Source organism: Tardiphaga sp. 619_E2_N8_4, assembly GCF_051810905.1.
Taxonomy (GTDB): Bacteria; Pseudomonadota; Alphaproteobacteria; order Rhizobiales; family Xanthobacteraceae; genus Tardiphaga; species Tardiphaga robiniae.
Map to the genome: position 1 here is coordinate 4,526,778 of NZ_JBPWQJ010000001.1, position 22,747 is coordinate 4,549,524.

22 protein-coding genes are annotated in these 22,747 nt (G+C 62.7%); 10 read left to right on the top strand and 12 right to left on the bottom strand.

The genetic code is table 11. The features are described 5' to 3' along the window. On the bottom strand, nt 1-1,281 hold the full coding sequence (locus AB8A23_RS21770; protein ID WP_439058249.1) for a hypothetical protein: 1,281 nt from the start codon (nt 1,279-1,281) through the stop codon (nt 1-3). A 215-nt stretch (nt 1,282-1,496) separates the two neighbouring features. Here AB8A23_RS21770 and AB8A23_RS21775 point away from each other — a divergent pair, with 215 nt between their 5' ends. Next, the gene (locus AB8A23_RS21775; protein WP_089264505.1) at nt 1,497-2,177 is read left to right on the top strand and encodes a hypothetical protein; all 681 of its coding nucleotides are present in this window, start codon (nt 1,497-1,499) and stop codon (nt 2,175-2,177) included. Between the two features lie 76 nt (nt 2,178-2,253). On the opposite strand, the gene AB8A23_RS21780 is transcribed toward AB8A23_RS21775, so the two are convergent. Next, nucleotides 2,254-4,275, bottom strand: a complete 2,022-nt coding sequence (locus AB8A23_RS21780; protein ID WP_439058248.1) for a glycoside hydrolase family 113 — start codon at nt 4,273-4,275, stop codon at nt 2,254-2,256. A 210-nt stretch (nt 4,276-4,485) separates the two neighbouring features. Then, on the bottom strand, nt 4,486-5,769 hold the full coding sequence (gene eno, locus AB8A23_RS21785; RefSeq protein ID WP_175367062.1) for a phosphopyruvate hydratase: 1,284 nt from the start codon (nt 5,767-5,769) through the stop codon (nt 4,486-4,488). Between the two features lie 128 nt (nt 5,770-5,897). On the opposite strand from eno, the gene queF reads away from it, so the two are divergent. Beyond that, the gene (queF, locus tag AB8A23_RS21790) at nt 5,898-6,377 is read left to right on the top strand and encodes a preQ(1) synthase (RefSeq protein ID WP_439058247.1); all 480 of its coding nucleotides are present in this window, start codon (nt 5,898-5,900) and stop codon (nt 6,375-6,377) included. A gap of 38 nt (nt 6,378-6,415) precedes the next feature. Then, the gene (locus AB8A23_RS21795) at nt 6,416-6,862 is read left to right on the top strand and encodes an NUDIX hydrolase (RefSeq protein ID WP_439058246.1); all 447 of its coding nucleotides are present in this window, start codon (nt 6,416-6,418) and stop codon (nt 6,860-6,862) included. 28 nt (nt 6,863-6,890) lie between these two features. On the opposite strand, the gene AB8A23_RS21800 is transcribed toward AB8A23_RS21795, so the two are convergent. The 3 genes from AB8A23_RS21800 to AB8A23_RS21810 form a co-directional block, all read right to left on the bottom strand. Beyond that, nucleotides 6,891-8,072 carry an MFS transporter gene (locus tag AB8A23_RS21800; protein WP_439058245.1) on the bottom strand — a complete coding sequence of 394 codons (1,182 nt, stop codon included), beginning with the start codon at nt 8,070-8,072 and terminating at the stop codon, nt 6,891-6,893. 37 nt (nt 8,073-8,109) lie between these two features. Beyond that, complete coding sequence (gene kdsA, locus AB8A23_RS21805; RefSeq protein ID WP_439058244.1) at nt 8,110-8,994, bottom strand: 3-deoxy-8-phosphooctulonate synthase; 885 nt, start codon at nt 8,992-8,994, stop codon at nt 8,110-8,112. Nucleotides 8,995-9,133: 139 nt separating this feature from the next. Further along, nucleotides 9,134-9,460: an NIPSNAP family protein gene (locus AB8A23_RS21810; protein ID WP_116663548.1), complete on the bottom strand. Its 327-nt coding sequence runs from the start codon at nt 9,458-9,460 to the stop codon at nt 9,134-9,136. Nucleotides 9,461-9,590: 130 nt separating this feature from the next. On the opposite strand from AB8A23_RS21810, the gene AB8A23_RS21815 reads away from it, so the two are divergent. Both AB8A23_RS21815 and AB8A23_RS21820 read left to right on the top strand, forming a co-directional pair. Beyond that, a complete protein-coding gene (locus tag AB8A23_RS21815) occupies nt 9,591-9,905 on the top strand; it encodes a PAAR domain-containing protein (protein WP_439058243.1) in 315 nt (104 codons plus the stop codon). 12 nt (nt 9,906-9,917) lie between these two features. After that, the gene (locus AB8A23_RS21820) at nt 9,918-12,620 is read left to right on the top strand and encodes a CHAT domain-containing protein (RefSeq protein ID WP_439058242.1); all 2,703 of its coding nucleotides are present in this window, start codon (nt 9,918-9,920) and stop codon (nt 12,618-12,620) included. A 57-nt stretch (nt 12,621-12,677) separates the two neighbouring features. Here AB8A23_RS21820 and AB8A23_RS21825 read toward each other — a convergent pair whose 3' ends face one another. Further along, nucleotides 12,678-13,724 (bottom strand): histone deacetylase family protein, encoded by a 1,047-nt coding sequence (locus tag AB8A23_RS21825; protein ID WP_175367068.1) that lies wholly within the window; start codon nt 13,722-13,724, stop codon nt 12,678-12,680. Between AB8A23_RS21825 and AB8A23_RS21830 the strand changes: the two genes are divergently transcribed. Continuing rightward, nucleotides 13,723-13,878 carry a hypothetical protein gene (locus AB8A23_RS21830; RefSeq protein ID WP_158596801.1) on the top strand — a complete coding sequence of 52 codons (156 nt, stop codon included), beginning with the start codon at nt 13,723-13,725 and terminating at the stop codon, nt 13,876-13,878. The two genes, AB8A23_RS21825 and AB8A23_RS21830, sit on opposite strands and share 2 nt — an antisense overlap. Nucleotides 13,879-13,946: 68 nt before the next feature. Here the strand turns inward: AB8A23_RS21830 and AB8A23_RS21835 are convergent, their stop codons facing one another. The 5 genes from AB8A23_RS21835 to AB8A23_RS21855 all read right to left on the bottom strand — a co-directional run bounded on the left by AB8A23_RS21835 (nt 13,947) and on the right by AB8A23_RS21855 (nt 18,120). Next, nucleotides 13,947-15,578: a CTP synthase gene (locus AB8A23_RS21835; protein ID WP_068730833.1), complete on the bottom strand. Its 1,632-nt coding sequence runs from the start codon at nt 15,576-15,578 to the stop codon at nt 13,947-13,949. A gap of 166 nt (nt 15,579-15,744) precedes the next feature. After that, entirely contained in the window at nt 15,745-16,125 is a 381-nt protein-coding gene (gene secG, locus AB8A23_RS21840; RefSeq protein WP_089264515.1) for a preprotein translocase subunit SecG, read from the bottom strand. Between the two features lie 196 nt (nt 16,126-16,321). Further along, nucleotides 16,322-17,095 (bottom strand): triose-phosphate isomerase, encoded by a 774-nt coding sequence (gene tpiA / locus AB8A23_RS21845; protein ID WP_439058241.1) that lies wholly within the window; start codon nt 17,093-17,095, stop codon nt 16,322-16,324. A gap of 91 nt (nt 17,096-17,186) precedes the next feature. After that, the gene (locus AB8A23_RS21850; RefSeq protein WP_439058240.1) at nt 17,187-17,774 is read right to left on the bottom strand and encodes a general stress protein; all 588 of its coding nucleotides are present in this window, start codon (nt 17,772-17,774) and stop codon (nt 17,187-17,189) included. A 16-nt stretch (nt 17,775-17,790) separates the two neighbouring features. After that, nucleotides 17,791-18,120, bottom strand: coding sequence for a hypothetical protein (locus tag AB8A23_RS21855; RefSeq protein WP_439058239.1), 330 nt, complete (start codon nt 18,118-18,120; stop codon nt 17,791-17,793). 233 nt (nt 18,121-18,353) lie between these two features. Here AB8A23_RS21855 and AB8A23_RS21860 point away from each other — a divergent pair, with 233 nt between their 5' ends. The 4 genes from AB8A23_RS21860 to moaC all read left to right on the top strand — a co-directional run bounded on the left by AB8A23_RS21860 (nt 18,354) and on the right by moaC (nt 22,743). After that, nucleotides 18,354-20,267, top strand: coding sequence for a SurA N-terminal domain-containing protein (locus AB8A23_RS21860; RefSeq protein ID WP_439058238.1), 1,914 nt, complete (start codon nt 18,354-18,356; stop codon nt 20,265-20,267). A gap of 118 nt (nt 20,268-20,385) precedes the next feature. Further along, nucleotides 20,386-21,405 (top strand): anthranilate phosphoribosyltransferase, encoded by a 1,020-nt coding sequence (gene trpD / locus AB8A23_RS21865; RefSeq protein WP_089264520.1) that lies wholly within the window; start codon nt 20,386-20,388, stop codon nt 21,403-21,405. Between the two features lie 7 nt (nt 21,406-21,412). Beyond that, complete coding sequence (gene trpC, locus AB8A23_RS21870) at nt 21,413-22,219, top strand: indole-3-glycerol phosphate synthase TrpC (protein WP_439058237.1); 807 nt, start codon at nt 21,413-21,415, stop codon at nt 22,217-22,219. A 2-nt stretch (nt 22,220-22,221) separates the two neighbouring features. Beyond that, nucleotides 22,222-22,743, top strand: a complete 522-nt coding sequence (moaC, locus tag AB8A23_RS21875; RefSeq protein WP_439058236.1) for a cyclic pyranopterin monophosphate synthase MoaC — start codon at nt 22,222-22,224, stop codon at nt 22,741-22,743. The last annotated feature ends 4 nt before the right edge of the window (nt 22,744-22,747 follow it).

The following is a 22,747-nucleotide window of genomic DNA, read 5'->3' on the forward strand; positions in this document are numbered from 1 at the left end:
TCATGCGGCATTCACGGATGCCCCGGCTTGCGATTGAGAGGATGTGATCTTGGACAGCGGCATGTCCAGCAGCGCGCCATCCGCACCGAAGCGTTTGAGGCCGCCTTCGCCCGCGGTGATCTCGTCAAACGGCAGAGGACCGCAGATCACCATGCAATAGTCGTAGGGCGCGCGGCACTGGTTGCCCATCACCATCTGATAGTGAATGCGCATGAAGTTGAAGCGATAGCGCTTGAACTGTTCCATGCCCATCATGGCATGCATCTGGACGCGCCGGATGTTCGGCCTGCCCTCGTCGCGATCGCGACTGCGGCGTTTCAAGGTCACCGGATCGAAGCGGTAGAAACTGATGACGTCGTCGCGGGCGTGATATTCGGTCCAGCGGATCGCCGGCGTGTCGGCGACGAGACGCGTTGCTGCGCGTACGCTCTTTCCGGCCGGATGCAACGCGAATTTCGGGATGGTCGCGCTCACCGTCATCACGCAGATGGTCGGGCCATGTTTCGTCAGATCCGGGTCGAGCGCGAGTGCGCGGGCCACCGCCTCCATCACCAATGCCGCACCAAGGCAATGCCCGACGATGACGATCTCGTCGACATCGGCCTTCTGCGCGCGGGCCACGATCACCCCCGCGAATTCATCAACGCGCGCCGTCATCTTTGGCCGCTGGCCATGGACATATTGCCGCGAGAAGATCCAGTCGTCGAACACATGATTGATCGGCTTGCGCCAGCCGTAATGGTGCAGCAGCGCCGTGAAGACGGCAGCAGCGACAATTGCGCCAGCGATCCATGCGGCGGCACCATTCATGCCAAGCAGCCAGGTCAGCCCATAGCCCACCGCTGCGCCAGATGCAGCAAAGCCCGCGATCCACAGATAGGAGAACAGGAAGAAGCCGGCATATTTCCAGCTCGCATAGAAGAAGCGGAACAGGGTTCCCGTCATCAGCCAGTCGCCCAGCGTAACAAAGGCGGCGCCCAATCGCGACAGCATGCTTCGGGTGTGATCCTGCAGGATCAGGTCATCCCAGCGCAGCATTTCGTAGGTGGTTTCGGTCTTCCAGTTAGGTCCGGAGGTCTCGGCCCGCCAGGATGCGCTCACATCCGTAGCGTCAAGCACGCCAGACGCCTTCGCGGACACGCTCCACGTCTTCTCGAAACTCGACAGCGAACGGCGGAACCGCTCAAGCTGCGTGTCCGGCAGAATCGGGTCGTAGCCGCCAATGTGAAAGACATGTCGCCGCGCGATCATCGTCCGTTCGCTCCCGAGTGCATCACGCACCGTTCTGATCCGGTGCATAGCAAATTCGCCCGCGCCGACAAACCTGCCCATGCCCAAAACGCTAGCGTCCGGCAGGATTTTGTCGCCCTCAGGTCACACAGCCGCTCTTTCGCAACCCCCTTCATCACAATTCCGGGAATCGAGGCAGGACTGTGATTGACGGCAGGGTCTTATGTCTGAACATGTCGCGGGTTTTTTCGAAGAAAGAAAGCACTATGTCGATTGCTCTCAAGGGCTTCAAACGGCCGTCGTGGACCTCTCCAGCGGCCGTTTTGCTGATTCTGTCGTCGCTCTTTGTGGCCTCACTCGCGAGTTCCGGGGATGCCGATGCGGCGCCCGGCCGTCGCCCCGGCCATGTCTATCTCTATCGTGGCCTCATGAACGTGTTCTCGCTCGGCATGGATCAGATCGCCTACAAGCTCGAAGCCGCCGGCGTCGCCTCCTCGGTCAGCAATCACACGCTGTGGAGCGGCCAGGCAGACGACATGATCGCCCGGTACAAGGCCGGTAACCGCGAACCGATCATCCTGATGGGCCACTCGGCCGGTGCCGACGTGACCATCTCGATTGCCCGCAAGCTCGCGCAGTACAACATCCCGGTGGCGCTGATCGTGAACTTCGATCCGGTGGCGCCCGATGCCGTCCCCAACAATGTGAAGCAGATCGTGAACTATTACGTACCTGCCGGCTGGGGGCGCGCGGTGTCTGCGGATCCCCGCTTCAAGGGCAAGCTTGCCAACGTCAACGAGAACGCCACCACCAACCACTTCTCGATCGACAAGGACGACAGCCTGCAGCGTCAGGCCATTGCCCGTGTCATGGCCGTGACCGGCGGCGGTATTCGCCGCAAGCCGGCGGCGCCGAAGCCTGCGCAGGTCTCGGCTGCTCCGCAATAATACGCAGCAAATATCGAAACGCATTCAGCCGAGGTGATCGTCACCTCGGCTGAATTGTTTTGGCCGTCCGGAATCCTCAGACGATCAGCACATCATGATGCGATGGAGGCGTCGCCGGCACGAGCGCGGCATCGTGTGTGCCGAGAGCGTCGTCCGGTGCCGGCGCGGCCGCGACGGGATGGCTGGACGCCGTCAGGACCTGAGCAAGAGCGACTTCCGCAGCGCCCTCGCCCTGCGCACTATTCTGCACCTCCGTGTGCGCGGACGTCGTGTGGCCGGACGTCGGGCTGAAAGCAAAGTTCTCGTTGCCAGTGCTGCTTGCAAGTGCTTGGCCGAGCGTATCGACGGCAATACTGGCATTTGCGAATTTCAAAAATTCCGTATTGGTGAGATAGTCAGTGCCGTCGCGACCGGCGACGCTGTCAGTGACGATCGTCTGAACGCCACTGCGATTGATGCTGTAGTCGGCCACGTTGCCGGAGAATACCGCGGTGTCGGTACCATTGCCGCCATTGATGATGTCATTGCCGATCCCGCCAGCAATGTAGTCATCGCCGTCACCGCCGCGCACCACGTCGTTGTCGCTTGAGGCACCGAAAAACCAGTCCTGATGCTTGGCCGTGTCGAACTGGATGCTGCGGACATAGAGATCGAACGAGCCGGGTGAGCTGGCATTGGTGCCGTCGGCCGGCACCAGATCGACGCCATTGATGGCGATGTCCTTGAAATGCAGCGCGCGTCCGGGCTCGGAATTTGCGAGATTGATCGCGACACTGGAGATGCTAGCAGGATTGTCGAAAGTGACCGTGTAGGTCTGATAGCCGGACGGATCGCTCGCGGGCGTGAATTCAAGCACGCCCGAAACCGGCTGGCCATTGACCAGAACCTGCGCCTGCGCGCCGATTCCGTTCACCACCGAACCATAGCCCGTCAGCGTGATGGTGGTCGTTGCGAGCTTTCCCGCAGTATCGGCACCGGCGACAATCATATCGTTCCCGGCGCCGCCATAGATCTCGTCATGCCCGAGTCCACCGAAGATGACGTCGTTGCCGCCTCCGAGATCAATCGTATCGCCGATCGACGAGCCCGTGACGGTGATGCCCGGCGTTGCTCCTGTCCCATGGAAATATTGCGCCACCACATCCTGCGCCGGCTTGTCCATGACCGAATAGCCGGTCTCCGAATAGAAGTTGTTGAGGTCCCACTGCCAGAACTCCACGCCTTTCAGCCAGCTGCCGCCATGCGCGCTCCAGACCTGAAAGAACGCATTATAGGCATCGGCCTGCTCGGCGAGATCCGCAGGTGCCTTCGATGATCCGCCGCCCGGATTTATCGCGGTGCCGTCGATGCTGCGATAGCCGACCTCGGTCATCAGCACCGGCTTGCCGTATTCCAACGCCAGCGAGTGAAAGAAATCGACGGGCGACTGATAGCCGAATGCTTTCGCGTAATACGGATTGTACGGCACCTCATTCCAGGCGTATACGAGATCGTCCACCGTCGGCGTGGTGCTAGCCGTCAAGGGTGGATAGGCGTTGATGCCGATCGTATCGACCTGGTCCCAGAAGCTGACCTTGGATGCCTCGTCGGTTGCCGCCGCGTAAGTGACTTCGCCATGATAGACGCCGCGCACGGCCGAGATGATATCGACCCAGTAGCTGCGATAGGCATCGCCCGAAAGGCTGCTCATCTCATTGCCGATGGCGAAACTGGCGACATCGCCCTGCTCTGCAATTTCAGCCAGGTGAACGATCTCGGCCTTGTAGGACGCGAAGAAGGCATCGACGTCCGACGGCGCCAGACTATGCGAGATCGTGCCGTCGAGACCTGTAATGCCCGGCTTGAAGACAACATCCAGCCCGGCGGCATGGGCCTTCTGAAAACCGGCCAGCAGGCTTGCGTCGCTTTCGGTCTTGGCCGGCACGGCGAGCACGTCATTGCCCGTACGGCTATCGGTCCATATCCGCGTCGTCAGCGCGATCGAATTCGATCCGAGGGACGCCATGGCCTGAAACGCCTGATCGGCCGACGCACTGGAGAACTGTCCATTCCACTCCGACAGTGCACCGAAACCTTGGACCTTAAAGATGTTGGGCATTCGCGCTCTCCATCGGCATTGCCTGGAGAAGGCTGAACCCGCAACGTGATACCTTCGCGACCGCAATGGGGTATCATGATGACGTCTACAAATTGAACCTCGTTGTAGGCTTACGCGGTCAGGGTCATTCAATGAAAAACGCCGCCCGCTATTTCAGCGAACGGCGTTGATCGCGTAATTTCTTGCTCGGCCGAAGGCCGCGCTTGCGCTTTACGCGAGAGCTTTCAGTGCGGCCTTGCCGGCATATTTCGCCTGGGTGCCGAGCTGCTGCTCGATGCGCAGCAACTGATTGTACTTGGCGGTACGATCCGCGCGTGCCAGCGAGCCGGTCTTGATCTGTCCGCAATTGGTGGCGACGGCGAGATCCGCGATCGTGGAATCTTCAGTCTCACCCGAACGGTGCGACATCACCGCGGTATAACCCGCCTTGTAGGCCATCTCGACAGCGCTCAGCGTTTCGGTCAGCGAGCCGATCTGGTTGACCTTGATCAGGATCGAATTGGCGCGGCCGTTCTTGATGCCATCGGCAAGACGCGTGACGTTAGTAACGAACAGATCGTCGCCGACCAGCTGGCACTTCGAACCGATCAGGTCGGTGAGCTGCTTCCAGCCGTCCATATCGTCTTCCGACATGCCGTCCTCGATGGAGACGATCGGATAGTTGGCGACGAGCTGGGCGAGATACTTGGCCTGTTCGGAGATGTTGCGGGTCTTGTTCTCGCCGCCATAGACGTAAGCGCCGTCCTTGAAGAATTCGGTGGCGGCGCAATCCATCGCCAGCATCACGTCCTTGCCGGCGCTGTAGCCAGCCTTGGTGATGGCGGCCATCACAAAGTCCAGCGCCGCTTCGGCCGAACCGATATTGGGTGCGAAGCCGCCTTCGTCGCCCACATTGGTATTGTGGCCGGCCTTCTTCAGCTCGCCCTTCAGCGTGTGGAAGATCTCGGCGCCGCAGCGCAGGCCTTCGGCGAAGGAGGAGGCGCCGACCGGCATGATCATGAATTCCTGGAAGTCGATCGGATTGTCGGCATGCATGCCGCCATTGATGATGTTCATCATCGGCACCGGCAGCGTGCGGGCCGAGGTCCCGCCGACATAGCGATACAGCGGCATATCGAAGGATTCCGCAGCCGCCTTGGCGGCGGCCAGCGAGACGCCGAGGATCGCATTGGCGCCGAGGCGCGACTTGTTCGGGGTGCCGTCGAGCTCGATCATGATCTCGTCGAGCTGGACCTGGTTCTCCACGTCCATGCCGCCGATGGCGTCGAAGATCTCGCCATTGATGGCATCGACCGCCTTCTGCACGCCCTTGCCGAGATAGCGGGACTTGTCGCCGTCGCGCAGCTCGACCGCCTCATGGGCGCCGGTGGAGGCACCCGACGGAACCGCGGCGCGGCCCATCGACCCGTCTTCGAGGACGACGTCGACTTCAACCGTGGGATTGCCGCGGCTATCGAGAATTTCGCGGCCGATGATGTCGACGATGGCGGTCATGAATGCCCTCTTTGTGCTGGGGGTGGGTCGTTGGCGCCGCTTCTACAGCAAGCCTCCCGGCGGGAAAACCCCGCCTGACGTGACGACTGGCCCGGGATTGGCTATGAACCGCCATAACGGAGATATTTATGTCAAAAACACCCCGCAAATCCCCGAAATTGCCAGATGACCTGCAGCTCGGCCGCGCTGTGGAATGGCCGACCTCCCCCGAACAGGCCAAGCTCGACCGTGTACCGAACCCGCAGAAGGACACCAATTACGTGGTGCGCTTCACGGCTCCGGAATTCACCTCGCTGTGCCCGATCACCGGCCAGCCGGATTTCGCCCATCTGATGATCGACTATGTGCCCGGCCAGTGGCTGGTCGAGTCGAAGTCGCTCAAGCTGTATCTCGCCTCGTTCCGCAATCACGGTGCCTTCCACGAGGATTGCACCGTGGAGATCGGCAAGCGCGTCGCCTCCACCATTAAGCCGAAATGGCTGCGCATCGGCGGTTACTGGTATCCGCGCGGCGGCATCCCCATCGACGTGTTCTGGCAGACCGGAACGCTGCCCAAGGGCGTCTGGGTCCCCGAGCAAGGCGTCGCTCCGTATCGCGGGCGGGGATGAAACCTCAGCCCGAAAGGGAAACAACGGAAGATCCAAGCATGCGCCAGCGCAAATCCGCGCGTCTGCTCGTCATCGACAACGACGGGCGCGTTTTGCTCTTCCGTTTTATTCACAAATCAGGTGCCCTCGCCGGCCAGGATTATTGGGCAACACCGGGCGGAGGTTTAGAGGAAGGTGAGACCTTCCATGACGCTGCCATTCGCGAACTCCGGGAAGAAACGGGCTTGATCCGCGATACAGTCGGTGAGCCTGTGGCGGACCGAGAGTTCAGTCTACAAATGCCCGATGGCGAATATGTTAGTTCGTTCGAGAAATATTATCTCGTGACATCGGACGGAGCCACTCCGTCCCGTCTTGAATGGACCCCGCAGGAAGCCGAAGTGATTGCCGATCACCGGTGGTGGTCGAGGGACGAACTCAGGCAGACAACGGATATCGTTTGGCCGGAAAACTTGCTGAACATGCTCGCAACCCCAACCAACTAGGCCGTAGAATGCGTTCAGCGTCTGCGCTCTATCGCACTACCGTCGCATCCGCCGGCTTGGTCGATTTCAGCAGCTTTGCCGCTGCAAATCCGAGCGCAAAGACAATCGCGGCGCTGATCAGGAGCGTCGGCATCTTGCCGGCGTGCGCCAGACCGAAGCCATAGGCGATCGGGCCGACGGACTGGCCCATGAAGAAGCAGAAGGCGTGCAGCGACATGGCGCTGGCGCGGGCTTCCTGCGAGAGCTCCGTTGAGAAGATCTGCAGCGAGCCGTGCAGCATGTAGAAGCCCCAGCCCATCAGCAGCAGGCTCAGTGCCTGGATCTGCCAGTTCGGGCTGAAGGCGGTGGCGGCAAGCTGGATCGCGATCACGATGCCGCCATAGATCATCATGCCGTTGATGCCGAGGCGCGCCAGCATGCGCGACACAGTCGCCGTATAAAACAGGCCGCCGACGGCAAAGCAGGCGATCACGAGGCCCGCGATCGAGAGACTCGTGACGCCGCGGTCGAACAGGAACGACGAAATATAGGGAAACAGGCCGAGGATGCAGCAGCCCTCAATGAACACGGCGCTGTAAACGATCAGCGTGTTCGGATTACGGAAAATGACCTTGTAGCCCTGGGCAAGCTTGCCGAAGTCGGCCTTCACGGTCGGCTTGATGATCGCGGCGCCCTTGAAGCCATACGCCACCGCGACCGATGCGACGATCGCGAGGCCGCCGAGGATGACCAGCACACCGCGCCAGCCGAAGAAATCGCCGATTACGCCGGATGCAGTCGAACCCAGCAGATTGCCGGTCATGGCGCCGGCCATCACGCGGCTCAGCGCCACCTGACGCAGCTTCGGCCCGACCAGATCGCTGGTCAGGCTGAGGGTCACCGGAAACACCCCGCCTGCCCCGATGCCAGCCAGAACGCGTGTCGCCAGCAGTAGCGGATAGTCGGTGGTGATCGCGCCGAGAATATTGGCGATGCCGAGCAGCACCAGACAGACGATCATCAGTCGAGGCTTACCGAACAGGTCGGCGGCAGCACCGAGCGCCGGCTGCACGATGGCGAAGGTGAAGGCCAGTGCGGATGCCAGACCGGCGGCAATTGCCACCGTGATGGACAAATCGTCGGCGACATGCGGCAGCACCGGATCCAGCGCGCGCATCGACAACGCGGCGGCAAAGGATGCCAATGCGATGATATTGAGGACCGGAGGCATCAGCGCGCCACCAGCGCCGCGGCAGAGGGCTGCATGATCAGGCCTTGGCCGCCGTCTCTTTGACCAGTGCGTCGAACGCCATCAGGTTCTTCACCAGCGCCTCGAAATCGCGCAGCGGCACCATGTTCGGTCCATCGGACGGCGCATTGTCCGGATCGGGATGGGTCTCGATAAAGACACCGGCCACGCCGACGGCCACGGCCGCACGCGCCAGCACTGGCACGAATTCGCGCTCGCCGCCCGAGGACGTCCCCTTGCCGCCCGGCTGCTGCACCGAATGGGTGGCGTCGAAGATCACCGGCGCGCCGGTGGTCCGCGCCAGGATCGGCAGCGCCCGCATGTCAGAGACCAGCGTGTTGTAGCCGAACGACGCACCGCGCTCGGTGACCAGCACCCTGTCGTTGCCCGACGATGTCAGCTTGCTGACGACATTGGCCATGTCCCAGGGCGCCAGGAACTGGCCCTTCTTCACATTGACGACCTTGCCGGTCGCGGCCGCGGCCAGGAGCAGATCGGTCTGCCGGCACAGGAACGCCGGGATCTGCAGCACGTCGACCGCCTCGGCGGCACGGGCGCATTGATCGTTCTCGTGCACGTCTGTCAGCACCGGCAGACCGAGCGTCTCGCGGATCTCGGCAAAGATCGGCAGAGCATCATCGAGGCCGATGCCGCGCGCCGCGGAGGCGCTGGTGCGGTTGGCCTTGTCGAACGAGGTCTTGAAGACAAGGCCGATCTTGAGCCGCGTCGCGATCTCCTTCAGTGCCTGCGCCACTTCGAGCGCATGCGCCCGGCTTTCGAGCTGGCATGGCCCGGCGATCAGCGAGATCGGCAGAGCATTGCCGAAGCGGACATTGCCAAGTGCGACGACGGGCGCGGCTGTGGACGATGCGGTCAAAATGGTCTCCTTTTCGTGCGAGACCATGACCGCAGGACCGGGCGGGATGCAAGCCGGATCAGGCCCATCCCGCCGGTCGGAATATCAGGGTTGCGGCGGGAGCCGCCTCCAATCCGACCAGGACGGCCTCAGCACCGGGCGAACCGGCCTGCCCCCGGGACCAGGCTTACTTCAGCGCCGAGAAGGCAGTCGGCGCCAGCAGCTGGCTGACGATATTGCCGACGATCTGGCCGTCCTCTTCGGACTTCGCGCGCGCCGACATCCACTCCGGGTCGGTCATGAACGCGGTCCAGACTTTCTCGCGCTCTGCGAGAGATTCCCATTTGAGGATGTAAGTGAGCTCCTGATTGGATTCGCCGATCACGGTGGTGAAGAAACCGGACTGCCGGATGCCGTGCTTCTCCCAGAGCTTCAATGTGACAGATTCAAATCGCTTGATCAGCGCCGGCAACCGTCCCGGCAAACAGCGATAGACGCGTAATTCATAGATCATCGGCTTGGTTCCTTCCCTTTTTGTCAGCCTTGAAAGACTCTAACGCATGGCTTGTTGCGGCATCGTCCCTTGCCTGCGCAACGTCAGGCTTACATCATGCCGCCTGTGACGCAACCGACTTGGATCGACCATGCAAAAGCCCCTTCTGTCGCTAATCACCGTGATGGCACTGACCGTGTCTGCCGCCGCTCAACAGCCCGGCAAGATCACGTCGGGCGCCACCGGCGTGATGGTCGATGGCAAGCCGGCGGCACGCGTCGGTGACACCACCACCGACGGCAAGATCATCGAGGGTGCGAAGGGCGTCTACATTAGCGGCAAGCCTGCGGCCGTCGTCGGCGGCAGCACCGAGTGCGGCGGCAAGACCATCTCGGGCAGCACTGGCGTGTTCATCAACGGCAAGCCGATGGCCCGTGCCGGAGACAGCACATCGGGCTGCAAGTAGGACTTGCCGGAGATGTCTTTGTCATCCCGGGCGCAATGGGCAGCCGGCGTTGCCGGCCGGCTGGCCATCGCTATCGCCGGTGGCCTCATCGTGCTGCCAGTCCTCACCCCTGTCGCCGAAGCGCAAAACAGCCGCGCACCCGGCGAGCGTGAACTCACGGCAAAGATCCAGGATGCGTTCAACGCGCTGCGCACAGGCAACGACGGCAGCGGCCGCGACCGGCTGAAAAATGCGCTCCGCGAGGTCACGCAGAGCAACTATCACAGCCTCACAATCACGGCCTATCTCAATGCCGCCAGTTCGTTCGAGCGGCGGCGCGACAACGCGACCGCGTCGGAGCTTTTTGCCGAAGCGGCCAAGACCCGCGCCGCACGCGACGGCGGCCGCGATGCGGTTACATTCTGGTTCGAATACGCGCGCTTCCTCGAACGCAGCAATCAATATAATCTCGGCATTCCCGTGGCGACCGAAGCCCGCAAGCGCATGCGCGCGGAATACGGCCCGAATTCAGCACAGGACATTGCCGGCGGCGACATCCTCGCGACGCTGCTGACCAATAACGGCGCCGTCGCATCCGGCCTCAATCTGTCCGAAGAGACTTACCTCAACGCGCGAAAGGCACTCGGCGACCGGGAGCCGCTGACCTGGCGCACCGAGAATAATTATGCCGAAGCGCTGCGCATGGTCGGGCATCCCGACGTCGCCGCGGGGATCGACGAACCACTGCTGCGCAAGCGCATCGCGCATTACGGCTATGGCAGCATCCAGGCGCTGGTGAGCGCCAGCAATCTCGCGCTCAACCATCTGGCCATGGGCAACGAAGCCGAAACGCTCCGCGCGCTCGACTTGCAAAAGCGCTGCGCGACCGAACTCGCCGATCCCCGCTCTGAACATGTCCAGCAGGCCAATGTCTGGATCGCCTATACAAAAGCCTATTTCCATCCCGACCAGGAGATGAGCCGCCCAGATCTGGAAGCCATGGCCAAGGTCAAGGACTGGAGCGGCGCACCGGATCTCCTGCGCATCAAGGCGGCACAACTCGCTGCCGATCAGTATGAGACACGTGGCGAGACCGACCGCGCGCTGGCGCTGCGGATCGACGCCTATCACCGTTCGCAGACGACCATTGCGCGTCAGCATCCGATCACGTTCGATGCCTTGCTCGGTGTCGCGATGACTCGAATGAAGCGCGGCGACAAGGACACGCTGGCGACCTTCAAGGATGTCGAGCAGCAGGCGTTCCGCTGGATGCTGCGCGAGGTCGGCACCGCCGGTAACCGCTACGTCGCCGAGACCATGCGCAAGCTGGCCGATGATATCCTGTATGAGTTCGGGCGCTACGCACTGGTCGAACCAGCCGCGGCCATCGCCTATGCCGACGCAGTGTCGCGCTGGAAGACGATGGAAGATGGCGAACGCACCATGCTGCGCCTGACGGCCGACCGGCTGCCTGACGACGCCACCAAGGCACTGGCACAGACCGTGCTGCGATTGTCCGGCCAGCAGCAGGAATTGCTGTCGTCGGGCAAGATCGATGACGACGCGCGCGACGTGCTCAGGCAGTTGCAGGACGCGCGGCAGGCGCTTGCGGCGAAGACGGGTGACAAGGCGCCGATCGATCTCAAGCTCCCTTCAATAGAAAGCAAGCTCGAACGCAGCGACGCGCTGGTCGACTTCTTCGTCAGCGGCCGCCGCAACCGCGTTAATCCGATCGCGCCAAAACCGGAGATGCGGCTGCAGGCCGTGATCCGCCGCCACGACACTGCGCCAGCACTGGTCGATCTCGGCCCGCTCGACAGCTTCCTCGCAGTCGATGCGACGGCGCCAGATCACGCAAAGCTCTTCCGTCGCCTCCATGACACGCTGCTCGGACCACTGAAACCGCAGCTCGCCGACGTGAAACGACTGTTTCTTGTCCCCGATGCCGAACTCTACAGCCTGCCCTTCGCGATGCTGCAGGATGCGGGCGGCCGCTATCTCGACGAGATTTACGACACCCGGATCATGACGCGCGCCGACGCGCTGTTCTTTGCGAACAACGACAACAGGCTTGCATCGGGCGACAAGGCGCTGTTGGTCGGCGGGCTCGACTATGCCGGCGCCGCCAATGAGCTACCCTCGACGAAGACCGAAGTCGATACGGTCAGCGCCGATCTGAAGAAGCGCAACCTTGTCGTTACCATCCTCTCGGGCAGCGACAGCGGCGAAGCGACGATCCGCGCCGACGCCAAAGGCGCGTCCCTGATCCATCTCGCCACCCACGGCTTCTACAAGACCGCCTCCAACCGCACCGACGCGCTCTGGCGCAGCGGCCTCGTTGCCTCGCGCCCCAATCTCAGCCGCCCGCCGCAGCGCGACGACAATGACGGCGTACTTTATGCGCACGAGCTGATGAACTGGGATTTGTCGTCGGCCAACCTTGTCGTGCTATCCGCCTGCCAGACGGCGCTCGGCGATCCCAGCCGGATTGGCAGCGTGCGCGGCTTGCCCACCGCCCTTGCCATCGCCGGCGCCCGGCGTTCGCTGCTGACATTGTGGGAGGTCGCAGACGAAGGCACCGCCAACTTCATGGCGCGGTTCTATCAGGTGCTGGCCGACGAGAAACTCGATTACGCCAGCGCCCTCCGGAAGGTCCGCATCGAAGCGATCCAGGGCAAGATCACAGCCGCCAAAGACCCGTCGGTCTGGGCGGCGTTTGTATTCTTCGAGAGCTGAAACCTGTGGCTGAGCCGTGGGGCGAAGCGTAATCCGCCCTACGCGATCCCATCCGAACTACGCTTGCCTGAAGCCAGTCAGGAAGGAATCGAGGCAGTCCTGGATCGCATCGATGCCGTATCCGCCCTCCTGAACGATGAGCGTCGGCAGACCCAGCGATTGCATCTTGGTGCCGACGCTCCCGAAGTCCTTTGCGTCAAGCTTCAGGATGCCGATCGGATCATCGCGATGGGCATCAAAGCCGAGCGCCACGACAAGGGCATCGGCGCCAAATGCGCGAACGCGTTCGATCGCCGTGTCGAGCGCTGCATTCATCTCAGCGCCACCGGCACCGGGCGGTAAGGGCAGATTGAGATCGAAGCCCTCGCCGGCACCATGGCCGGTCTCGCTTGCATAGCCCGTATAGAACGGCACGAAATTCGTAGGGTCGCCGTGGATCGAGATCGTCAGCACATCTGGACGATTATAGAAAATCTGCTGCGTGCCATCGCCGTGATGAACGTCGACATCGATGATCGCCACCTTTCCAAAGCGACTGCGCAATCGCTGCGCGGCAATCGCGCTGTTATTCAGGTAGCAGAAGCCTGTGCCGCGATCGGCGCGCGCGTGATGGCCCGACGGCCGGCACAGCGCATAGGCAGCGCGGTCCCCGCCGACGATAGCGTCTGCGCCAGTGACCGCTGTTTCCGACGAGCGCAGGATGGAACGCCAGCTATCGGGGCCCATCGGCACCGACAGATCGCCGAGATACCAGCCCACCTGAGCGATAAATCCGGTTGCCGGGCAATCCCGCCGTGCAGCCTCTTCCGGGCGTCCGCTCCAATACGGGAAATATTGCGGCCACACTTCCGGTCCGTGGTCAGGCAGTTGCGCCCAATTATCCCACGCGGTTTCCAAGAAGCGTACGTAAGCCGGCGTATGCACCGTCAGCGCGGGCGCAGTGCCGTACTCCGCCGGCTTTTCAGGCGTGATCTCGTGCCGCGCCAAAGCGCCGATCAGTCGTTCGGTGCGAACCGGCGAATCCTTGATGGGCACGAAGCGGCCGTAACGCATGAATTGCTGCGGCGAATGAATTGCCTGATCCGGGTGATAGAAAGCGCGCATGGATCATCCCTCTGTCCGTTCGGCCGGTCAGAAGACCGACGCCTCAGGGATCATTCGCATGATTGGTTTCTGCCGATCAATCGGCAGTCTGCGCAGCCCTTATGAGCGCAGCGACATGGGCAACTCGGTCGTAGGGCGGATTGATGAAGCGTGATCCGCCATCCTTCCGTCCCACACACGCCGACGGCGGATTACAGCTTCGCCAAATCCGCTCCTCCGGTCTCACACCAGCCGGCTCTGCGCCGCCGCAGCCTTGATGAAGGACGCAAACAGCGGGTGCGGTTCGAACGGGCGCGACTTCAGCTCGGGATGATACTGCACACCGATGAACCACGGATGGTTCTCGTATTCGACGATCTCCGGCAGCACGCCATCCGGCGACAGGCCGGAGAACTTCAACCCATGCTTTTCGAGACGGTCTTTGTAGGCCGTGTTGACCTCGTAGCGATGGCGATGGCGTTCGGAGATTTCGGTGGCGCCGCCATAGACGTCCGAGACCTTGCTGCCCTTGGTCAGCGTCGCCGGATAGGCGCCGAGACGCATGGTGCCGCCGAGATCGCCCGCATTGTGGCGCTTCTCGAGTTCGTTGCCGCGCAGCCATTCGGTCATCAGGCCGACGACCGGCTCCTTGGTCTCGCCGAACTCCGTGGAGTTGGCGTCCTTGATGCCGCCAAGGTTTCGCGCGGCTTCGATCACCGCCATCTGCATGCCGAAGCAGATGCCGAAATACGGCACGTTGCGCTCCCTGGCGAACTGCGCTGCGCGGATCTTGCCTTCGGCGCCGCGCTGGCCGAAGCCGCCGGGCACGAGGATGCCGTTGACGTGTTCGAGGAACGGCGCCGGATCTTCGTTCTCGAAGACTTCGCTCTCTATCCAGTCGAGATTGACCTTCACCTTGTTGGCGATGCCGCCATGGGACAGCGCTTCGGTCAGCGACTTATAGGCGTCCTTCATGCCGGTATATTTGCCGACGATGGCGATGGTCACCGCGCCTTCCGGATGGCGGATACGCTCGTTGATGGTGTTCCAGGTCTTCAGCTCGGGCAGCGCCTTCGGCGTCATGCCGAATGCGGCCAGCACTTCGTCGTCGAGCCCGGCGACGTGATAGGCCTCCGGCACCGCATAGATGTTGTCGACGTCGCGCGCCTCGATCACGGCGCTTTCGCGGACGTTACAGAACAGCCCCAATTTACGGCGCTCTTCCTTGGGAATATCTCGATCGCAGCGGCACAGCAGGATGTCGGGCTGGATACCGATCGAGCGAAGCTCCTTGACGGAATGCTGGGTCGGCTTGGTCTTCAACTCGCCGGCGCTCGGAATGTAAGGCAGCAGCGTCAGGTGCACGAACACGGTGTCGCCGCGCGGCAGGTCATTGCGCAACTGGCGGATAGCTTCGAAGAACGGCAGGCCTTCGATGTCGCCGACGGTGCCGCCGATTTCGACCAGCACGAAGTCGTAGCCGTCATTGTCCGACAGAACGAAGTCCTTGATGGCGTTGGTGACGTGCGGGATCACCTGGATGGTGGCGCCGAGATAATCGCCGCGACGTTCCTTGGTGAGGATGTCCTGATAGATTCGCCCGGTGGTGATGTTGTCCTGCTTGGTGGCAGGCCGTCCGGTGAAACGCTCATAATGGCCGAGATCGAGATCGGTCTCGGCGCCGTCATCGGTCACGAACACTTCGCCGTGCTGATACGGCGACATCGTCCCGGGATCGAGGTTGAGATAGGGGTCGAGCTTGCGAAGCCGGACCTTGTAGCCACGCGCCTGCAACAGCGCGCCTAACGCCGCTGAAGCCAGACCTTTACCGAGCGAGGAAACCACGCCGCCGGTGATGAAAATGTACCGCGCCATGGGACTTAACCTTTAAGGCTCCGAAACCGATTCGCCAAAACGAATCGCAGCCGTCAGCCGAGAATCGGTGAGGCTGTGGGTGACTTGAAAAACGAAATGATTGCAGCCCCTTGATGGGATCTGCTGATGCAGGACGGTAGTCCCCGTCCTGCATGGCGCCTCTGCTTTATTGCGAGCGTGGCGGTGCCGGGGCTGCAGGAGCCTGCTGTTCGTCGGATTTCTTCAGCGTATCCAGCAGGCCGCCCGAGGTTGGCGGAGCCAGCGGCGAGCCCGGCTGCGACACCGGCGCGGTCGAGCCCGGCAGGATCGAAGTCGGCTTGCGCTCATAGGTCGCGAGCCACGAGAGGAACAGGCTGGTCAGGAAGAAGCCCACCGCAAGAACGCCGGTGGTGCGTGTCAGAAGGTTCGCCGTGCCGCGGCTGGACATGAAGCCGCCACCGCCGCCGCCACCGACGCCCAGGCCGCCGCCTTCGGATTTCTGCAGCAGCACCGTCCCGATCAGAGCCGCGACGATCATGAGGTGGATAACGATAATGACGCTTTGCATCGTGTCCTTCCATCGCAAGCACGCAGCGCCGATCGCCGGCTGCAGTCATGGCTTGCGGGGTTTGAATCCAGCGGTGTCTACACGATCGACCGGGGGATTGTCACCCCCGGAGGGGCCAGCCTTTGAACGCTCCCATGTGAAGGGAACGCTCCCAGAGCTGGCATTGCTTCCCGCGTAGTCCAACAATTCGAGCTAGTTAAGGACAGCCCGCCGCGATCGCAAGGAAATCGGCGGCCTTCAGGCTGGCGCCGCCCACGAGCGCACCGTTCACATGAGGAACCGCCATCAACTCCCTGGCGTTGGATGGCTTGACCGAACCGCCATACAGGATCCGGATCGAGTCCCCCTCGTTCTTAAAGCGTTCAGTCAAACGATCCCGGATAAACTTATGAACTTGCTCAACATCCTGGGCTGTCGGCGTCAATCCTGTGCCGATCGCCCAGACCGGTTCATAGGCCACGATCAGATTGCCCGAGGTGGCATCATCCGGCAGCGAGCCTTTCAGCTGGGTGCCGCAGACGTCGAGGGTCTTGCCGGCATCACGTTCGGCCTGGGTCTCGCCGATACAGACGATCGCCGTGAGCCCGGCGCGCCAGACGGCCAGTGCCTTTTCACGAACCACGGCATCGGTCTCGCCGTGATCGGCGCGGCGCTCGGAATGTCCAACGATAACAGCGGTCGCGCCGGCATCAGCCAGCATTTCGGGCGCGATATCGCCGGTATGCGCTCCTGAGACGTTCTTGTGACAATCTTGCGCCCCAACTGAGACGACATGGCTGCCCTCTTGACCGAAGCTCGATGCCTTCGACGCAAACGTCGCCAATAGCGTGACCGGCGGACAGACCAGCAGATCGGCCTTGTCCAGCACATCCGGCGCACCGCGCAGCATCGCTTCGAACTCGGTCATCGACGCCATGAGGCCGTTCATTTTCCAGTTGCCCGCGATCAGCGGCCGAACGGCATCAGTCATGAGGATATCCTGTCATTTGAAAGAGGTTATCTGAGCTAACAGAGGCGATCCATCAGCTCAAGCCGACCTGGAGTTCAGGCAGGCTTGGAGTTCAGGCAGGTTTGGAGACCCGCAACCCGCGCTCTTGCTTGATCTGGTCAGCCGTGAGGTCAGGGGCCGAGGGATCGAACTTGCTCCAGCCCGTTGCGGCCAGGTCGCTGCGGCGCTGGGCGATATCGACCGAGGATGGATGCAGCAGCGCCTCCCGCCTGTCCCTGTCGGCCGCCTCCACCTTGGCACTGACGAGGCTACCTCCGCGGCGGATGCTCTCGGCATAGACCTCGGCATCGTTCACGGCGACGCCGGCTTCGGCCAGCATCCCGATCACGCCACCAGCGGCGCCCGCGGCCACGGCGCCCGCTGCGGCCGCTGCCAGCCATCCGGCAGCCACGACCGGTCCGAGTCCGGGAATCGCCAGCAGTCCGAGGCCAGCCAATAGTCCGCCGACCCCGCCAAAACCGGCACCGATCGCGGCGCCCTTGCCGGCGCCCGCGGCATAGTCGGGCGCGTACCATTTGTCGGCATTGTTGGCGATGATGCTGATGTCGTCCTCGGGCACACCGGCTTCACGAAGGTTGATAACGGCCTTCTGCGCGTCGGCGTAGTCGTCGAACAGCCGGGAGATCGTCACCTTGCTCATCGCGCTATCCCCACGGTCATTCCGGCTTCGCCGAGACGTTGCCTTTGTAGTCGACGCTGACATGGACCTTCTTGGATCCGCTCATCGCAGTGCCGCGCCAGATCCCCTGGCTGTCGTTCACCAGCGGCGACACGTCGACATAGCCTTGTGACTCCAACGACTTGCGAGCCTGACCTTCAGTGAAACTATTGGCGCCGGGAAGTGGCGGCGTTTCTGTTGTCGGCTGCGAATTCGTCGACTCCGTCACCGTGGGCTTCTGCATCGCCGGATTTGGCTGCGCGCCTGCCGGCGCGAGCGCCATCCAGATGCCGCAGGCGGCAACTCCCGATCGCCAACCGATGCGCATGATGTCTCCCGGCAGGCCTGAACGCCCGCTCAACAAAGCAGCAGCGGGCCGGAAAGTTCCATAGGCCGCTAATGCCTCGCGGTAGCGCCGGAAACCGCTTCAATCCGCCCCGCCCCAGCCGGTTGCGACCGGGCTTTTGCCACTTTATGATGCGCCTCCTATTTGGCGACGCCCTCCGGCCCCATGGGCTGCTGGTGCGAGCCGATTCCCCTCCTGACAGATAAGAAGACCCTATGCTTCGAGGAATGCGCAAAGCCTCATCCAACTGGATTGGCAAGACGATTATGGCCGTCGTGATGGGCGTGCTGATTGTCAGCTTCGGCATCTGGGGTATCGCCGACGCGTTCAAGGGCTATGGGCAATCCAAGCTCGCCACCATCGGCTCAACCGAGATCACGACCGAGCAGTTCCGCCAGCTCTATAACGACAAGCTGCAGCAGATTGGCCGCCAGTTCGGCCGCCCGCTGACCTCGGATCAGGCCCGTGCTTTCGGGCTCGACCGCCAGGTTCTGCAGCAGGTCGTCGCCGAAGCCGCCCTCGACGAGGACGCGCGTCGCAAGGGCCTCGGTGTCGGCGACGCCGAGGTGATGCGGCAGATCATTGCGGATCCGAACTTCCAGAGCCCGACCGGCGGCTTCGATGCGCCGCGCTTCCAGCAGCTGATCCGCTCGCTGGGCTTCACCGAACAGCGCTACATCGCCGAACAGCGCAAGGTCTCTCTGCGCCGCCAGATCGCCGGCACGGTCACGTCAGGCGTCGAGCCGCCGAAAACGATGATCGAGGCACTGAGCCGCTATCAGAACGAGACCCGCACCATCGACTACGTGAAGCTCGATGCTGCGCAGGCCGGGGCCATTGAGGCGCCCTCGCCCGAAGCCCTCGCCGCCTATTTCGACGAGCGCAAGACCCAGTTCCGCGCCCCCGAATATCGCAAGATTGCCTTCCTCGCTTTGACGCCCGACGAGATGGCGAAGTGGTCGACGGTGTCGGACGACGACGCCAGGAAAGTGTTCGAGGAACGCAAGGACAAACTCTCCACGCCGGAACAGCGCCAGATCTCGCAGATCGTCTTCCCGAATGCAGCGGACGCTGAAGCCGGCCGCGCCAAGCTGAACGATACGTTCAAGTTCGAGGACCTCGCCAAGGAACGCGGCCTGTCCGCCTCCGACATCGATCTCGGCATGGTTGCCAAAGCAGGCATCATCGATCCCTCCGTCGCCAATGCTGCCTTCTCGCTGGCACCGGATGGCATCAGCCAGCCGATCACCGGACGGTTCGGCGTGACGCTGGTCAAGGTCGGCAAGGTTCAGGCCGGCACGACGCCGAGCTATGACAGCGTTGCCGCCAACCTGAAGCGCGATATCGCCATCGAGCGCGCCCGCGCCGTCGTGTCCGACATGCATAACAAGATCGAGGACGAACGCGGTGGCGGAGCCAATGTCGTCGATACAGCCAAGAAGCTCGGTCTCACTGCCGTCACCATCGAGGCGGTCGATCGCTCCGGTCGCACCCCCGACGGCCAGCCCGTTGCCGGCCTGCCCACGGGTGTGGACGTCGTGACCCAGGCCTTCAACAGCGATGTCGGCGTCGACAACGACGCATTGCAGGCCGGTGGCGGTTACATCTGGTACGACGTGCTCGGTGTTACGCCGGCGCGCGACCGCACGCTCGACGAAGTGAAGCCGCAGGTCGAGGCGCGTTGGCGCGAAGAGCAGATCACCACGCGCCTGCGCGACAAGGCCGTCGATATGGCGAAGAAGCTCGAAAGCGGCGCCAAGCTCGCCGACGAAGCCGCGGCAGCCGGACTCAAGGTCGTGACCTCCGCGCCATTCAAGCGCGACGCGAGCGATCCGGCTCTCTCGGCCGGCGTCATCCAGTCCGTATTCCGCGGCGTCAAGGATTCGGCCGGACAGGCGCAGGGTGCCACGCCGTCGGAATGGATCGTCTACCGGATCACCGATGTCACCGCGCCTGCGGTTGATATGGCATCCGAAGATGCCAAGAAGCTCAAGGAGACGCTGCAGCGCGGGCTGACCGACGAACAAGTCGCGCAGTATGTCACCAGGCTCGAGACGCAGATCGGCACCAAGATCAACGCGGAAGCCGTTGCGATCGCCACTGGTGCCGCGAACAGCAACACCAATTAGGAAACCCACGTCGTCATTGCGGGCGCAGCGAAGCCATCCAGAAGCAACAAGCAAAGGCTGGATGGCTTCGTCGCAGATGTCGCCTGCAATGACATGTGCATCACTCTGAAAGCATCCGATGGACAATCTCAGGGCAATCATTGCCAAGGTCGCGACCGGCGCCTCCCTCTCGCGTGAGGAAGCCTCGGCGGCCTTCGACAGCATGATGTCGGGCGAAGCCACGCCTTCGCAGATGGGCGGCCTGCTGATGGCGCTGCGCGTGCGCGGCGAGACCGTGGACGAAATCACCGGCGCAGTTGAGGTGATGCGCGCCAAGATGCTGCGGGTCGACGCACCGGCCGGCGCTGTTGACGTGGTCGGTACCGGCGGCGACGGCTCCGGCTCCGTGAATGTCTCGACCTGCGCCTCCTTCATCGTCGCCGGCTGCGGTGTGCCTGTTGCCAAGCACGGCAATCGTGCGCTGTCGTCGCGCTCCGGCGCGGCGGACGTGCTGGCCGCCCTTGGCGTCAAGATCGACCTCACGCCCGACGACGTCAGCCGCTGCCTCAAGGAAACCGGCATCGGCTTCATGTTCGCGCCGGCGCATCATCCGGCCATGAAGAATGTCGGCCCGACCCGTGTCGAGCTCGCCACCCGCACGATTTTCAATCTGCTTGGGCCGCTGTCCAATCCCGCCGGCGTCACCCGGCAGATGGTTGGCGTGTTCTCGCGGCAGTGGGTGCTGCCGCTGGCACAGGTGCTGAAGAATCTCGGTTCCGAATCCGCCTGGGTGGTGCACGGCTCCGATGGCCTCGACGAGATCACCCTCACCGGCCCGACCTTCGTGGCGGCGCTGGAAAACGGCAATATCCGCAGCTTCGAGATTTCGCCCGAGGACGCGGGCCTGCCGCGCACCGGTCCGGATTCCCTGAAGGGCGGCGACGCCCAGGAGAACGCCGCCTCACTGCAGGCCGTGCTCGATGGCAAGCCGAGCGCCTTCCGTGACGTCGCGCTGCTCAATGCAGCCGCGGCCCTGATCGTGGCCGGCAAGGTCAAGGACGTGAAGGAAGGCGTGGCACTCGGTCAGAAGTCGCTCGACAGCGGCGCGGCGCTGGAGAAGCTGAAGCGACTGGTCGCCGTCTCCAACGCCAACCTGTGAGACGACGATGTCCGACATCCTGACCAAGATCGAAGCTTACAAGCGTGAAGAAATCGCGGCGGCGAAACGCGCCCATCCCATCGCTTCCATCGAAGCGCTGGCCAAGACTGCGCCGGCGCCGCGCGGCTTCATGACCGCGATCCACAAGAAGCTCGACAAGAACGAGTTCGCGCTGATCGCCGAAATCAAGAAGGCCTCGCCGTCCAAAGGGCTCATTCGCGAGGACTTCGATCCGCCGACGCTGGCCAAGGCCTATGAGGCCGGCGGCGCCGCGTGTCTCTCGGTCCTGACCGATACGCCGTCCTTTGAAGGGCATCTCGACTTCATGGTCGCGGCGCGCGCCGCGACCAAACTGCCGGTGCTGCGCAAGGACTTCATGTTCGACACCTATCAGGTGGTCGAGGCCCGCGCCCATGGCGCCGATTGCATCCTGATCATCATGGCAGCACTCGACGATGCGCAGGCGCGTGACATCGAAGACGCCGCCATCGACCAGGGCATGGATGTGCTGATCGAAATCCACGACCAGCCGGAGCTGGAACGCGCGCTGAACCTGCGCTCGCCGATGATCGGCATCAACAACCGCAATCTGCGCACCTTCGAGACCACGCTGACCGCCAGCGAAACGCTGGCGCCGATGCTCCCCCGGGATCGTCTCAAGGTCGGCGAAAGCGGAATCTTCACGCCAGACGACCTCGCACGCCTCGAGCGCGTCGGTATTTCCACCTTCCTGGTCGGCGAAAGCCTGATGCGGCAGGCGGACGTGACGGCTGCAACGCAGACGCTACTCAAGCGCGCGAACGGAACGCATTGATCATGGCCCGCAAGACGAAAAAATCGAAGCAGGCCCCGGCCCTCACCCACATCGATTCCTCGGGCGAAGCCCGCATGGTCGACGTGTCGGAGAAACCGGCGACCGAACGCATCGCGGTGGCCGAAGGTCTGGTGATCATGAGCAAGGCGACGCTCGAGATGATCGTCTCCGGCAATGCCAAGAAGGGCGATGTGCTCGGCACGGCGCGTATCGCCGGCATCATGGCGGCAAAGCGCACATCGGATCTGATCCCGCTGTGCCATCCGCTGGCGCTATCCAAAGTCACGCTGGACATCACGCCCGACAAGAAACTGCCGGGCTGCCGCGTACGTGCGTCGGTCAAGGTCACGGGCCCCACGGGCGTCGAGATGGAAGCGCTGACGGCCGTCTCCGTCGCATGCCTGACAATCTACGACATGATCAAGGCCGTCGAGCGCGGTGTCCGCATCGAGGGCATCCACCTCGTCGAGAAAAAGGGTGGCAAGTCCGGGCACTATCTGGTCACGGACAACGCCGCGAATTGAATAC

Coding starts and splice junctions, on each gene's coding strand:
- trpC (WP_439058237.1), top strand. CDS start 21,413: ATGTCCGACATCCTGACCAAGATCGAAGCTTACAAGCGTGAAGAAATC.
- queF (WP_439058247.1), top strand. CDS start 5,898: ATGTCAAAAACACCCCGCAAATCCCCGAAATTGCCAGATGACCTGCAG.
- AB8A23_RS21860 (WP_439058238.1), top strand. CDS start 18,354: ATGCTTCGAGGAATGCGCAAAGCCTCATCCAACTGGATTGGCAAGACG.
- AB8A23_RS21775 (WP_089264505.1), top strand. CDS start 1,497: ATGTCGATTGCTCTCAAGGGCTTCAAACGGCCGTCGTGGACCTCTCCA.
- secG (WP_089264515.1), bottom strand. CDS start 16,125: ATGCAAAGCGTCATTATCGTTATCCACCTCATGATCGTCGCGGCTCTG.
- AB8A23_RS21810 (WP_116663548.1), bottom strand. CDS start 9,460: ATGATCTATGAATTACGCGTCTATCGCTGTTTGCCGGGACGGTTGCCG.
- moaC (WP_439058236.1), top strand. CDS start 22,222: ATGGCCCGCAAGACGAAAAAATCGAAGCAGGCCCCGGCCCTCACCCAC.
- eno (WP_175367062.1), bottom strand. CDS start 5,769: ATGACCGCCATCGTCGACATCATCGGCCGCGAAATTCTCGATAGCCGC.
- AB8A23_RS21780 (WP_439058248.1), bottom strand. CDS start 4,275: ATGCCCAACATCTTTAAGGTCCAAGGTTTCGGTGCACTGTCGGAGTGG.
- AB8A23_RS21830 (WP_158596801.1), top strand. CDS start 13,723: ATGGATCATCCCTCTGTCCGTTCGGCCGGTCAGAAGACCGACGCCTCA.
- tpiA (WP_439058241.1), bottom strand. CDS start 17,095: ATGACTGATGCCGTTCGGCCGCTGATCGCGGGCAACTGGAAAATGAAC.
- AB8A23_RS21800 (WP_439058245.1), bottom strand. CDS start 8,072: ATGCCTCCGGTCCTCAATATCATCGCATTGGCATCCTTTGCCGCCGCG.
- trpD (WP_089264520.1), top strand. CDS start 20,386: ATGGACAATCTCAGGGCAATCATTGCCAAGGTCGCGACCGGCGCCTCC.
- AB8A23_RS21835 (WP_068730833.1), bottom strand. CDS start 15,578: ATGGCGCGGTACATTTTCATCACCGGCGGCGTGGTTTCCTCGCTCGGT.
- AB8A23_RS21815 (WP_439058243.1), top strand. CDS start 9,591: ATGCAAAAGCCCCTTCTGTCGCTAATCACCGTGATGGCACTGACCGTG.
- AB8A23_RS21795 (WP_439058246.1), top strand. CDS start 6,416: ATGCGCCAGCGCAAATCCGCGCGTCTGCTCGTCATCGACAACGACGGG.
- kdsA (WP_439058244.1), bottom strand. CDS start 8,994: ATGGTCTCGCACGAAAAGGAGACCATTTTGACCGCATCGTCCACAGCC.
- AB8A23_RS21855 (WP_439058239.1), bottom strand. CDS start 18,120: ATGCGCATCGGTTGGCGATCGGGAGTTGCCGCCTGCGGCATCTGGATG.
- AB8A23_RS21825 (WP_175367068.1), bottom strand. CDS start 13,724: ATGCGCGCTTTCTATCACCCGGATCAGGCAATTCATTCGCCGCAGCAA.
- AB8A23_RS21820 (WP_439058242.1), top strand. CDS start 9,918: ATGTCTTTGTCATCCCGGGCGCAATGGGCAGCCGGCGTTGCCGGCCGG.
- AB8A23_RS21850 (WP_439058240.1), bottom strand. CDS start 17,774: ATGAGCAAGGTGACGATCTCCCGGCTGTTCGACGACTACGCCGACGCG.